At 67.4% G+C, this 13639-nt stretch carries 4 protein-coding genes and 2 pseudogenes; all 6 read right to left on the bottom strand.

Going from position 1 to position 13639, the window contains the following annotated elements; genetic code table 11:
* Positions 1 to 27: 27 nt before the first annotated feature.
* Complete coding sequence (locus tag OJJOAM_RS16285) at positions 28 to 4662, bottom strand: amino acid adenylation domain-containing protein (RefSeq protein WP_422650395.1); 4635 nt, start codon at positions 4660 to 4662, stop codon at positions 28 to 30.
* Complete coding sequence (locus OJJOAM_RS16280) at positions 4659 to 5939, bottom strand: AMP-binding protein (protein ID WP_422650394.1); 1281 nt, start codon at positions 5937 to 5939, stop codon at positions 4659 to 4661. Before OJJOAM_RS16280 ends, OJJOAM_RS16285 begins: the two co-directional genes overlap by 4 nt.
* 112 nt (positions 5940 to 6051) lie before the next feature.
* Positions 6052 to 7716 (bottom strand): annotated as a pseudogene (locus OJJOAM_RS16275) (condensation domain-containing protein); the annotation flags it as partial.
* Entirely contained in the window at positions 7616 to 12244 is a 4629-nt protein-coding gene (locus tag OJJOAM_RS16270; protein WP_422651069.1) for an amino acid adenylation domain-containing protein, read from the bottom strand. The gene OJJOAM_RS16270 and the pseudogene OJJOAM_RS16275, both read right to left, overlap by 101 nt.
* Positions 12245 to 12428: 184 nt before the next feature.
* The gene (locus tag OJJOAM_RS16265) at positions 12429 to 12557 is read right to left on the bottom strand and encodes a hypothetical protein (RefSeq protein ID WP_422651092.1); all 129 of its coding nucleotides are present in this window, start codon (positions 12555 to 12557) and stop codon (positions 12429 to 12431) included.
* Positions 12558 to 12578: 21 nt separating this feature from the next.
* A pseudogene (locus OJJOAM_RS16260) lies at positions 12579 to 13541 on the bottom strand (AMP-binding protein); the annotation flags it as partial.
* Between the last annotated feature and the right edge of the window lie 98 nt (positions 13542 to 13639).

Raw genomic sequence — 13639 nt, 5'->3', positions numbered from 1 at the left:
AGGGCAGCAAGCGGTATGGAGCTCGTTTCAGAGCACGTTATCGAGCAGCGCGTCGAGCGCGTCCTGGTCGATCTGGACATTGACCAGGTCGGATGGCGTCATGCCGTGGTTGTCGTGACAGAGGCAGTGCTCGATGACGGCTTCCAGTTCGCGATGGAGCGCATCGCCCAGGCGCTCGATGGTCGCGGGCTCGAACTGTTTGCAGCTATAGCCGAGTTTCAGCACCAGCTCGGCGCCAAATACCTGGCCATTGATGGTCAGCGCGTTGCCGAGCGGGGCCTCGGCATCGCGGCTGGCCCCGCTCGGTTCGTCGGCCAAGGCAAAGTCGGCGTCCTCGCCCGCGGTCTGGTCGAATTGCCCCAGATAGTTGAACGTGATGCGCGGCGCGGTGCGGCGGGCCAGCTCCGACCGGATCTCGGCGGGCCCCAGATGACGCAGCAGGCCATAGCCGATGCCGTTGTCGGGGATCGCGCGCAAGGTCTCCTTGACCTGCTTGATGGTGTCGCCGATATCCGGCGCGACGGGCAGCACCACGGGGAACACCGTGGTGAACCAGCCCACCGTGCGGCTGATGTCGACCGAATCGGAAAGCGCTTCCCGCCCATGTCCTTCCAGCTGGATCGCGACCCGCGGCCGTTGCGTCCATGTGCCAACGGCACGCGCGACGGCGGTCAGCAGCAGGTCGTTGATCCGGGTGCGGTAGGCACCGTGCGCTTGCTGCAACAGTTGCGTGGTTCGCGCCGCGTCCAAGCGGATCGTGTGCTGGCGCCCGTCGATGGCGAGCGCCGGTTCGTCGTGATCGGGTTCCAGCGCCGGCACGTCGGGCTGCGATAGCCAGTAGTCGGCCTGCTGCCGCATGGCGTCGCCATTGGCGTGCGCCGCCAAGCTCTGCGCCCAGGTCTTGTACGACGCGGTCTTGGGCGCAAGGACGATGGCTTCACCTTGCCGTGCGAGGCGATACGCCTGCTGCAGGTCTTCCATCAGGATCCGCCATGACACCCCATCGACCACCAGGTGGTGCACGGCGAGCAGCAGCCGCTCGCTGCCGTCGGCCAGTCGCAGGTGCAGCGCGCGCAGCAACGGGCCCCGTTCGAGGTCCAGGCTTCGTTGCGCATCGCTGCAACGGTCCGTGATGGTGGCGATGTCGGCCACCTCCTCGTGCCACAGCACGTCATGATGGTCGTGCTCGGCGTAATGCTGTTGCCATTGCCCTTCGGACTGCCGATAGCGCAGGCGCAATGCATCGTGATGGGCGACGAGGGCTTGAAGCGCCTGGCGTAGCGCTGCCTGATCGATCGGCGCAAGAGGCTTCAGCAGTACCGACTGGTTCCAATGATGGCGATTCGGTATCGGCGTCTCGAAGAACCATCGTTGAATCGGCAGCAGCGGCACTTCGCCCGTGGGTGTGTCTTCGATGGGCCGTTCCATGTCCTCGCGGGTCGCAGCCCGGGCCAGGGCCTGAACGGTCTGATGCAGGAACAGGTCCTTGGGCGTGAAGCGCAGGCCAAGGCGACGCGCGCGGCTGACCGCCTGGATCGACAGGATCGAGTCGCCACCGAGCTCGAAGAAGTTGTCGGTGATGCCGACCCGCTCGACGCCCAGGACCTCCTGCCAGACCTGGGCCAGCTTGGCCTCGACCTCGTTGCTCGCGGCGACGTAGCCCTGGACCTGCCACACGGGCTCCGGAAGCGCCCGGCGGTCGAGCTTGCCGTTCGGGGTGACCGGCAGCTGGGTCAGCGGCACGATCTGCGCCGGCACCATGTAGGGCGGGAGGCAGCCTTCGAGATAGGCTTTCAGCTTCGCGCCGACGCCGGGCTGGTCTTCGGCGGGAACGGCATAGGCGACCAACTGCTTTCCGCCCGGACCATCGTGGGCCACAACCACCGCTTCCCGCACGGTGGCATGCGCGCGCAGGCGCGCTTCGATCTCGCCGAGTTCGATGCGATAGCCGCGGATCTTGACCTGATGGTCGAGCCGGCCGACGTATTCGATGCTGCCGTCGCGGCAGCGCCGCACCAGATCGCCGGTGCGGTACATGCGGGCGCCGGCGGTGAAGGGGTCCGGCACGAAGCGATCGGCAGTCAGAGCGGGGCGGCCGACATAGCCGCGTGCCAGGCCGAGCCCGCCGATATACAGCTCGCCGGCCACGCCAACCGGGACCGGGTTCAGGTCGGCGTCGAGCACATGGGCGGTGCGGTCGCCCACCGGTGTGCCGATGGGCACGTACGCGCTCGGGCAATCGGTGTCGTGCTGTCCGACCCAGGCCAGCGGCGTGACCACGGCCTCGGTCGGTCCATAGCCGTTGATCAGCGTGCCGGCCTGGAATTTCTGCTTGATGCGGGCAAAGGCTTCGCGCGACATCGCTTCGCCGCCGAATGAGAGCAGCCGCAGCGGCACCGGTTCGGTTGCCGCCTCGGCCAGTCGCAGAAGATAGGCCGGCGGGAAGCCGGCATTGGTCACGCCTTCGCGAGCGATCGCTTCGAGGGTCTGCTCGGCGCTCCACAGGGTGTCGTCGCGCAGCACCAGCTGGGCGCCGGCGATCAACGGCACCAGCCAGCGTTCGTGCGCGCCGTCGAAGTTGAAGGACAGGAAGTGCAACTCGCGGTCGTCCGGTCCCATGCCGTATTGCTCCACGGTGGCGTGGCAGTGCATTGCCAGGGGGCCGTGTTCGACGGCGACGCCCTTGGGCGTGCCGGTGGAGCCGGAGGTGTAGATCAGGTAGGCGAGCTGCCGGGGATCGACGGCGGGCAACTGCACCGCTTCCGGTTCGCCAACGTCTTCCATGACGATGACCGGCAGGGTGGTATCGATGCGGCCGGCCAGGACTCGGGAGGTCAGGACGAGCTTGACCCCGGCGTCCTGCAGCAACTGCTCGATACGGGCGGGCGGCAGTTCCGGGTCCAACGGCAGGTAGGCGGCGCCGGCCTTCAGCGTGGCGAGCAGCCGTACGATCAGGTCCGGGCTGCGGTCGAGCACGACGCCGATGACGGTTTCCGGGCCGGCGCCAGCTGCATGCAATGCGTAGGCCAAGCGCGTAGCAGCGCCATCAAGCTCGCCGTAGCTGACCGCGCGTTCGCCGCAACGCACCGCAATGGCATCGGGGCGCTGTGCGGCTTGGCGCGCGATAGCGACGTGGACGGCATCCGCAGCCGAGTAACGGCGATCGGCGACATTCCAAGCGGCCAGCTGCTGTCGCTCGTCCGCAAGCAGCAGCGGGATCGCGGCGATGGCGATCGCCGGTTCCTCCGCCACGGCGCGCAACACGCCGACATAGTGCTGCTGCAAACGCACGATCGTGTCTTGCTCGAACAGATCGGCGGCATAGCCGAACACGCCGCTGAGGGCGCCATGCTCGTCCTCCTGCGTATCGAGTGCCAGATCGACCTTGGCCGCGTTGGCGGTACGTTCGACCTTCTCCAGCACCAGACCGGGCAGCCGATCGAGCGCGCGCAGGTCGCGGCGCTGATGGTTCAGCATCACCTGGAACAAGGGGTTGTGCGACAGGTTGCGCTCGGGCTGCAGCGCCTCGACCAACTGCTCGAATGGCAATTCCTGATGTGCCTGGGCTTGCAGCACGGACTCGCGGGCGCGGGACAGTACTGCGTCAAACGCCATGCTGCCGTCGATCTCGGTACGCAGGACCTGCGTGTTGACGAAGAAGCCGACCACACCTTCGGTCTCGACCCGGTTGCGGTTGGCCACCGGCACGCCGACGCGCAGGTCGCGCTGGCCGGTGTAGCGGTAGAGCAGGACCTGGAAGGCGGCCAGCAGCACGGTAAACAGCGTGGTGTCGGCACGACGCGCCAACGTCCTGAGCTTGGCCGAGAGGTCCGCGTCGAGCGAGAACGAAACCGCGCCGCCGCGATGGCTTGGCGCCGCAGGACGCGGCCGATCCGTCGGCAGTTCCAGCACGACGGTGCCATCGTCGGCCAGATGCGACTTCCAGTAGCCCAGTTGCCGCTCCAGTTCGCCGGCTTCGAGCCATTGCTTCTGCCACGCCGCGTAGTCGGCGTACTGAATCGGCAGCGGCGTCAACTGCGCCGGCTTGCCGCTGACGAAGCCCGCATAAAGCCGCGCGAACTCGTCGATCACCACGTTCATGGACCAGCCGTCGGAGACGATATGGTGCATGGTGACCAAGAGGATGTGGTCGTCGTCGGCCAGGCGCAGCAGGCGCACGCGCAGCAGCGGTCCTTGCTCCAGGTCGAACGGGGCCTGGGCCTCGGCGTCGACCAGCGATTGCACGGCAGCGTCGCGCTGTGCCGGATCGTTGTCTGTCAGATCGCTGACGTTGATCGGCAGCGAAAAGGGCGGATGGATGCGCTGCACCGCCTGCTCGCCCTCCTGATGGAAGGTGGTGCGCAGGCTTTCGTGCCGCTCCACCAGCGCATCGAAGGTCCGCTGCAGTGACGACCGATCGAGCGCGCCGCGTAGCCGCACAGCACGCGGAATGTTGTACAGGCCGCTGTCCCGCTCCAGCTGCCACAGGAACCATAGCCGCTGCTGCGCATACGACAACGCGGCCTCGCTGCGTCCGCGCGCCGCGATGGGCAGTCGACCGAAATCCATGCCGCGGGCCTTCAGTTCGGCGATGAATCGCTGCTGGCCCTCGCGCGACAGGCTGGCGAACCGTTGTGCGAGGCGGAGTTTGTCAACGCTCATGCTTCTGTCTCCAGCGTGTCCAGCCACGCATCCATGTCGGCCCAGCCTTCGGCTTCGGCCGCCTTCTCTTGCTTGTTCTGAAGGCCATTCGTCGATTCGATGCTGGCTGCCATTTCGGCGAGCGTCGACGATTCGAAGTAGACGCGTAGCGGGACCGGCGCCGACAGTCGTGCGTTGACCAACGCCGCCAGCCGCGTGACCAGCAGCGAATGGCCGCCGAGCTCGAAGAAGTTGTCGTGAATGCCGATCTGCTCGATGCCGAGCACCTCTTGCCAGACCTGCGCCAGCAGGGTTTCGATGTCGTTGCGCGGGGCGACGTAGCCCTGGGTTTCCCAGACCGGTGCGGGCAGGGCGCGACGATCGAGCTTGCCGTTGGGCGTGACCGGCAGGCGGTCCAGCGCGATCAGTTGGGCCGGGACCATGTGGTCGGGCAGTTGCGCCTTGAGTGTGGTCTTTAGCGCTACGGTATCCGTGCCGTCCAGCACGCAGTAGGCGACCAGACGGTCCTCATGGACGATCACGGCGGCGTCCTTGACGCCCGCCTGCGATCGCAGCAGATGCGCGATTTCGCCGAGTTCAACGCGGTAGCCGCGGATCTTGACCTGTTCGTCCTGGCGGCCGAGGTATTCGATCCGGCCGTCGGCGTCCTGCCTGACGCGGTCGCCGGTGCGGTACATCCGCGTGCCCTCGGTGAAGGGATCGGGCACGAACCGCTCGGCGGTCAGCCCCGGACGGCCGAGATAGCCGCGGGCCAGCTGCGGCCCGGCGATATAGAGCTCGCCGACGATGCCGGCCGGCACCGGGTTCAGGTCGGCGTCGAGTACATAGACGCGAGAACCGGGCAGCGGCGTGCCGGTCGGCAGCTGCCGCTCGGGCAAGGTCACCGCTTCATGCGTCAGGACGCCGACCGTCGTTTCCGTCGGGCCGTAGTGATTGAACAGCCGGCAGTGCGGCTTCAGGTCGCGGATCGTGCGAGCCAGTTCGGCCGAGGTCGCTTCGCCGCCGAGGATCAGCGCCTGCTCGGGCAGCACGTCGGCGGGTTGGCGGGCCTGCAGCAATCCGCGTAGATGGCTCGGGACGATCTTGAGCACACCGACGCGGTGCCGGGCCATGTAGTCGGCAAAGCGGTCCGGATCGAACCCGCGCTCCCGGGAGATCAGATGCAAGGTCCGGCCGCTGCAGAGGGCGCCGAACAGCACGGTATGGCCGAGATCGGCGGCGGTGGTGGAGACCATTGCCATCGAGGCATCGGCAGGCAGTTGTAGCCGGTGCAGCACGCTGGAGACGTAGTGCGCGAGCGCATCGTGGCTGACCACCACGCCCTTGGGGGGTGCCGGTGGAGCCCGAGGTATAGATCAGGTAAGCGGCTTGGCCCGGAAGCAGCGAGACGGAAGGCGCATCATCGATCGGCACCACCGAGGCCGGATCGATGCAATCGAAGCCGGGTACAGACGTCCCATCAACCAATTCCAAGCCCGTCCCCGAGCCAACGACAACACCGGCCCCGGCATCGTCCAATAGCTGGCGCAAGCGTTCCGCCGGCTGCGCCGGATCGAGCGGCACGCAGACCGCCCCGGCCTTCAGGATGCCAAGCAGTCCGGTGACGAATGCAGGAGAGCGCTCGACACAAAGCCCAACCCGCGTCTCGCGCCCAATGCCGCGTTCGGCCAGCGCCGCCGCGATGCCATTGGCGATCCGATCGGTCTCGCCGCGCGTCAGCGTTTGCTCCTCATATCGCAACGCCATCGCGGAAGGATCGGCGGCGACATTGCGCTCCCAGGCGGCCAACACATCGGCTGCTCCGGTGTCCTGCGCGTTGCCCACCAGCTTTCCGTCCTCTGCGCTGGCAAACTGCAATTCGCCAACACGAGCGTCCGGCGCCGCGGCGATCTGCTCGAGCACGGCCACATAGTGCCGCTGCAATTGCCGGACGGTCGCCTGCGAAAAGAGATCGCGCTGGTAGCTGCAACCGATATCCAGCGTGGCGCCGGCCGACACGACCAGCGTCAGCGGATAGTTGGTAGTTGCCGCATGGCTGACCTCGCCGAGCTTCAGGCCGTTTTGCTCGCGCTGGCGCAGCGCGGCATCGACCGGGTAGTTCTCGAACACCAGGATCGAGTCGAACAGCGCCTGCCCGCCTTGGCCGGCCCAGCGCTGGATCTCGTACAGCGGCACGTGTTCGTGCTCGCGCAGCGCCAGATTCTCCGCTTGCAGCGCTTGCAGCCAGTCGGCGACGGCCTGGTCCGGCGACGGTGCCTGGATCACCGGCAGCGTATTGATGAACAGGCCGAGCATCGCCTCGGCACCCGGCAAGGCCGCCGGCCGACCGGCGACCGTGGCGCCGAAGGCGACGGCACGCCGACCGGTATAGCGCTGCAGCACGATGACCCAGGCCGCCTGCAACAGCGTGTTCAGCGTCAGATGCTGGCTGGCGGCGCTGCGTTGAAGGCGCGCGAGGGCGTCGGCATCGAGGCTGGTGCGGCAGGTCGCGTGACCGGTGCCGGTATCCGGAGCCGGAAGGGCCGAGGCCAGCCGGGTCGGCTCGTCGAGCGCGTGCAGCCGCTCGCGCCAGAACGACTCGCTGGCGGCGACATCGTGCGTCTGCAGCCAGGCGATGTGGTCGCGATAGCGCGAGGCGGGCACCTCGACCGGCTGGCCGTGGTAGCGCTGCAGGACCTCGCCGATCAGGCGGGCGGTGCTCCAGCCATCGAGCAGCAGATGGTGGCTGGTCCAGATCATGCGGTAGCGGTTCGCACCCAGGCGGAGCAGGCGCACGCGCATCAGCGGGGCGGTGTCGAGCGCGAAGGCCAGCTTGCGTTCATCGAGCGCAACGTTCTCGCACGTCGATTCGTTCCAGTCGCCTTCCGCATCGATGCGAACCGGCGAAGGCACCTGCCGATAGACCGCCTGCATCGCCTGCCCGTCGATCCAGACAAAGCCGGTCCGCAGGATTTCATGGCGCGCCACTGTCTCGTCCCAGGCCGAGCGGAAGCGGTCGGCATCGAGGCCATCGAGCGTGATGGCGAGCTGGTTGACGTACAGCCCGGCCTCCGGCGCGTAGAGCGAGTGGAACAGCATGCCATGCTGCATCGGCGTGAGCGGATACAGGTCCTCGATCTGGCCGCCGTCGAGGCGATCGAGCTGGTCCTGGGTCAAGCCCGCGAGCGGCACATCGGACGGCGTCAGCGCGCCCGGCGGCACGCCGATGCAATGGTCGATGGTGGTCTCCAACGCCTGCCGGTAGGCGTCCACCAGCGAGGCGATGGTGTCGTGGCGGTAGCGGGCGGTGCTGAACGTGACGCCCAACGACAGCACGCCGCCGCTGACCTGGCCGTTGATCGTGATCCAGTTGCCAAGCGGCGCGTCGGGGGGAGACGGGCTGCCCCGGAGACTCTGTGGCGCGATCGAACAGGGCCGCTTCGTCGATATTGGCGTCAAGCTGGCCGAGATAGTTGAACGTAATGCGAGGTGAGCGGAGCGCGGCAAGTTCGTCTCGGATCGCCTGCGGTCCGAGATGCCGCAGCAAGCCATGGCCGATGCCGTGATGCGGGATGCCGCGCAACGTCTCCTTGACGGCCTTGATGCTGCTGCCGGTGTCGCCGAGCACTGGCAGGACGACGGGGAACAGGCTGGTGAACCAGCCGACGGTGCGGCTGATATCCACGTTCTCGAACAACGCCTCGCGGCCGTGCCCTTCCAGGAAGATGGCTGCTCGGTCCACGCCGGCCCAATCGCCGACGGCTCGTGCGAGCGCGCTGAGCAGCAGGTCGTTGATCTGCGTGCGATACGCCACAGGCGCTTGCTTGAGCAGCCGCTGCGTCTGCGCCGGCGACAGCTGCAGGGACAGCGTGGCGGCGTCGGCGATGCGATCGTTCTCCACGGCGCGATCGCAAGGCAGTTCCGGCCCTTGTTGGGTGCGCCAGTAGTCCGCCTGCCGGATCAGATCGTCCGAGTTCGCGTGCTGGACCAATGCCTGCGACCAGGCCTTGTACGACGCCGTCTTGGGCGGAAGGGCGATCGACCGGCCGTCCCGCGCAAGGCGATACGCCTGCTGCAGGTCTTCCAGCAGGACGCGCCATGACACGCCGTCGATCACCAGATGGTGTACCGCGAGCAGAAGGCGCTCACTGCCGTCCGGCAGCCGCAGATGCAGCGCACGAAGCAACGGACCGTGTTGTAGATCGAGGCTTTGTTGGGCGCGGGTGTAGTGTTCGTCCATGGCCTCCAGACCAGCGACATCTGCTTGCCACAGCAACTCGTCTTCTGCCGGCTCGGCGTAGTGCTGGCGCCATTCGCCCTCGGTCTGCCGGAACCGTAGCCGCAGGGCGTCGTGATGGTGGACCACCGCCAGCAGCGCATGCCGCAGTGCGTCGTGGTCGAGCGGCGACCTCGGACGCAGCAGCACCGATTGGTTCCAATGGTGGCGCCGGGGCATCGGCGTCTCGAAGAACGCCTGTTGGATCGGCAGCAGCGGCACCTCGCCGGTTGGTGTGTCCTCGACGGCATGGCGGCCTTCGTCGCGCCTGGCGACCTGGGCCAGGGCCTGCACGGTCTGATGCAGGAACAGGTCCTTCGGTGTAAAGCGCAGGCCGACGCGACGCGCCCGGCTGACCGCCTGGATCGACAGGATCGAGTCGCCGCCGAGCTCGAAGAAGTTGTCCGCGATGCCGACTCGCTCGACACCAAGAACCTCCTGCCAGACCTGGGCGAGCCGCGTTTCGATGTCGTTGCGCGGCGCGACGTAGCCCTTCGCTTCCCACACCGGTTCGGGCAGCGCGCGACGATCCAGCTTGCCGTTCGTCGTGACCGGCAGCCGATCCAGCACGATGATGTGCGCCGGGACCATATAGGCCGGCAGGCAGCCTTCGAGATAGGCGCGAAGCTCGGCGGAGAGATCGGAGGCGTTCTGGCGCGCGACGATATACGCGACCAGCTGTTTCCCGCCTTGACCATCGTGCGCAAGGACGACGGCCTCCCGGACCGCGGCATGCGCGCGCAGGCGCGCTTCGATCTCGCCGAGTTCGATGCGATAGCCGCGGATCTTGACCTGATGGTCCAGGCGCCCCACGTATTCGATGCTGCCGTCGCGGCAGCGCCGGACCAGATCGCCGGTGCGGTACATGCGGGCGCCGGGGGTGAAGGGGTCGGGGACAAAACGCTCCGCGGTCAGTCCCGGTCGGCCGACGTAGCCACGCGCGAGGCCCAGGCCGCCGATATACAACTCGCCGGCCACGCCTACCGGCACCGGATTCAGGTCCGCGTCGAGCACGTAGGCGGTGCGCTCGCCCACCGGTGTGCCGATCGGCACGTACGCGCTCGGGCAGTCGGTGTCGTGCTGCCCGACCCAAGCCAGCGGCGTGACCACGGCCTCGGTCGGTCCATAGCCGTTGATCAGCGTGCGGGCCTGGAACTTCTGCTTGATGCGCGCGAAGGCCTCGCGCGACATCGCTTCGCCGCCGAAGGACAGCAGGCGCAGCGGCACCGGTTCGGTGGCCGCCTCGGCCAGTCGCAGCAGGTACGCAGGCGGGAAGCCGGCATTGGTGACGCCTTCGCGCGCGATCGCTTCGAGGGTCTGCTCGGCGCTCCACAGAGCGTCGTCGCGCAGCACCAGCTGGGCGCCGGCGATCAACGGCACCAGCCAGCGTTCGTGGGCGCCGTCGAAGTTGAACGACAGGAAGTGCAGCTCGCGATCGTCCGGCCCCATGCCGTACTGCTCGACGGTGGCGTGGCAGTGCATCGCCAAGGGGCCGTGTTCGACGGCGACGCCCTTGGGCGTGCCGGTGGAACCGGAGGTGTAGATCAGGTAGGCGAGCTGGCGAGGATCGACGGTCGGCAGTTGCACCGCCTCCGGTTCGCCAACGTCTTCCATGACGATGACCGGCAGGGTGGTATCGATGCGGCCGGCCAGCGCCTGGGACGTCAGGACGAGCTTGACCCCGGCGTCCTGCAGCAACTGCTCGATACGGGCGGGCGGCAGTTCCGGGTCCAGCGGCAGGTAGGCGGCGCCGGCCTTCAGCGTGGCAAGCAACCGTACGATCAGGTCCGGGCTGCGGTCGAGCACGACGCCGATGACGGTTTCCGGGCCGGCGCCAACTGCATGCAATGCGTAGGCCAAGCGCGTGGCGGCGGCATCGAGTTCGCCGTAGCTGACGGCGCGCTGCCCGCAACGCACCGCAATGGCATCGGGGCGCTGTGCGGCTTGGCGAGCGATGGCGACGTGTACCGGCTCCATGGCGGAGAACCGCCTGTTCGGCGTGTTCCAGTCACGCCATTGACCTTGCTCGTCGGTATCGAGAAGGTTCAACTCTCCGATACGAACCTCGGGCCGTGCGACGACCTGCTGCAATAGACCGACGAAATGCCGCTGCAAGCGCTCGATGGTGTCGTGCTCGAACAGATCGGCGGCATAGCCAAATACGCCGCTGAGAACGCCCTGTTCGTCCTCCTGCGTATCGAGTGCCAGATCGACCTTGGCGGCGCTGCCCGTGCGCTCGATCTTCTCCAGCACCAGCCCGGGCAGCCGATCCAGCGCGCGCAGGTCGCGCCGCTGGTGGTTCAGCATCACCTGGAACAAGGGGTTGTGCGACAGGTTGCGCTCGGGCTGCAGCGCCTCGACCAACTGCTCGAATGGCAATTCCTGATGTGCCTGGGCTTGCAGCACGGACTCGCGGGCGCGGGACAGTACTGCGTCAAACGCCATGCTGCCGTCGATTTCGGTGCGAAGGACCTGCGTGTTGACGAAGAATCCGACCACACCTTCGGTCTCGACCCGGTTGCGGTTGGCCACCGGCACGCCGATGCGCAGGTCGCGTTGGCCCGTGTAGCGGTAGAGCAGGACCTGGAATGCGGCCAGCAGCACGGCAAACAGCGTGGTGTCGGCACGACGCGCCAACGTCCTGAGCTTGGCGGAGAGGTCCGCGTCGAGCGAGAACGAAACCGCGGCGCCGCGATGGCTTGGCACCGCAGGACGCGGCCGGTCGGTCGGCAGTTCCAGCACGACGGTGCCATCGTCGGCCAGATGCGACTTCCAGTAGCTTAGTTGCCGCTCCAGTTCGCCGGCCTCGAGCCACTGCTTCTGCCACGCCGCGTAGTCGGCGTACTGGATCGGCAGCGGGGCCAACTGCGCCGGCTTGCCGCTGACGAAGCCCGCATAAAGCCGCGCGAACTCGTCGATCACCACGTTCATGGACCAGCCGTCGGAGACGATATGGTGCATGGTGACCAAGAGGATGTGGTCGTCGTCGGCCAGGCGCAGCAGGCGCACGCGCAGCAGCGGTCCTTGCTCCAGGTCGAACGGCGCCTGGGCCTCGGCGTCGACCAGCGATTGCACGGCAGCGTCGCGCTGCGCCGGATCGGTGTCGCGCAGATCGGTGATGGCAATCGGCAGGGGCTGAGGCGCGTGAATCCGTTGCACCGCCTGCTCGCCCTCCTGATCGAAGGTGGTGCGCAGGCTTTCGTGCCGCTCCACCAGCGCATCGAAGGTCCGCTGCAAGGCGCCATCGTCCACCGAGCCGCGCAGGCGCAGCATGCCGGCGAGGTGATAGGCGCTGCCGGCAGGCTCCAGCTTCCACAGGAACCACATTCGTTGTTGTGCGGCGGACAGCGGAAGATCGCCGGTGGCTGGCCGCCAGTCCGGCGTGATCGGCAGTACCGACAGAGAAATACCCTGCTGGCCCAGCCGCTCCAGCAGGATCTTCCGCTTCTCCGGCGGAAGCTCGACGAAACGCCGGATCAGTTCCCGGCTTGCTTGCTGTTCGTTCATTGGATCAGGAAGTCTCGAGATCGGCCATCAGGTCGTCGATGGTCTGCAATTGGCTGGCGACGTTGACCGTGGCGCCGGTCGCTTGTTGCTGCGCGATGTAGTCGGCAAGCTCAGCCACGGTGGGCAGCGACATCGCTTGACGCAGCGTCAGCGTGTTGCCGAACTCGCGGTGCAGCCGGGAAACGAGTTGCGTCAGCAGCAGGGAATGGCCGCCAAGCTCGAAGAAGTCGTCGTGAATGCCGACCCGTTCGACGCCCAGCATCTCCTGCCAGATCGCCGCCAGCAATGCCTCGATGTCGTTGCGCGGTGCCACGTAGGCGTGGGTTTCCCATACCGGCTCGGGCAGGGCGCGGCGATCGAGCTTGCCGTTGGAGGTGACCGGCAACTGGGTCAGCGGCACGATCTGCGCGGGCACCATATAGGGAGGCAGGCAACCTTCCAGATAGGTTTTCAGCTTCGCGCCGACGCCGGGCTGGTCTTCGGCGGGAACGGCATAGGCGACCAACTGCTTTCCGCCCGGACCATCGTGGGCGACGACCACCGCTTCCCGCACGGTTTCGTGTGCGCGCAGCCGCGCCTCGATCTCGCCCAGTTCGATGCGATAGCCGCGGATCTTGACCTGATGGTCCAGCCGGCCGACGTATTCGATGCTGCCGTCGCGGCAACGCCGTACCAGATCGCCGGTGCGGTACATGCGGGCGCCAGCGGTGAAGGGGTCGGGGACAAAGCGTTCGGCGGTCAGTCCCGGTTTGCCGACGTAGCCGCGCGCGAGACCCAGGCCACCGATATACAGCTCGCCTGCTACGCCTACCGGCACCGGGTTCAGGTCCGCGTCGAGCACGTAGGCGGTGCGGTCGCCCACCGGTCGGCCGATCGGCACGTATGCGCTCGGGCAATCGGTGTCGTGCTGCCCGACCCAGGCCAGCGGCGTGACCACGGCCTCGGTCGGGCCATAGCCGTTGATCAGCGTGCGGGCCTGGAACTTCTGCTTGATGCGCGCGAAGGCCTCGCGCGACATCGCTTCGCCGCCGAAGGAGAGCAGCCGCAGCGGCACCGGTTCGGTGGCGGCTTCGGCAAGCCGCAGCAGATAGGCCGGCGGGAAACCGGCATTGGTCACGCCTTCGCGCGCGATCGCTTCGAGGGGTCTGCTCGGCGCTCCACAGGGAGTCGTCGCGCAGCACCAGCTGGGCGCCGGCGATCAGCGGTACCAGCCAG

This window comes from Cupriavidus sp. H18C1 (genome assembly GCF_049311595.1).
In the GTDB taxonomy this organism is placed as follows: domain Bacteria; phylum Pseudomonadota; class Gammaproteobacteria; order Burkholderiales; family Burkholderiaceae; genus Cupriavidus; species Cupriavidus cauae.
The sequence above is the reverse complement of the archived record's forward strand: the minus strand, read 5'-3'. Positions and strand labels throughout refer to the sequence as shown.

Excerpts from the sequence above, each read along its gene's own strand:
- OJJOAM_RS16285 (WP_422650395.1), bottom strand. The coding sequence starts at position 4,662 with ATGAGCGTTGACAAACTCCGCCTCGCACAACGGTTCGCCAGCCTGTCG.
- OJJOAM_RS16270 (WP_422651069.1), bottom strand. The coding sequence starts at position 12,244 with ATGTGGTTCCTGTGGAAGCTGGAGCCTGCCGGCAGCGCCTATCACCTC.
- OJJOAM_RS16265 (WP_422651092.1), bottom strand. The coding sequence starts at position 12,557 with ATGTCGCTGCCCACCGTGGCTGAGCTTGCCGACTACATCGCGCAGCAA.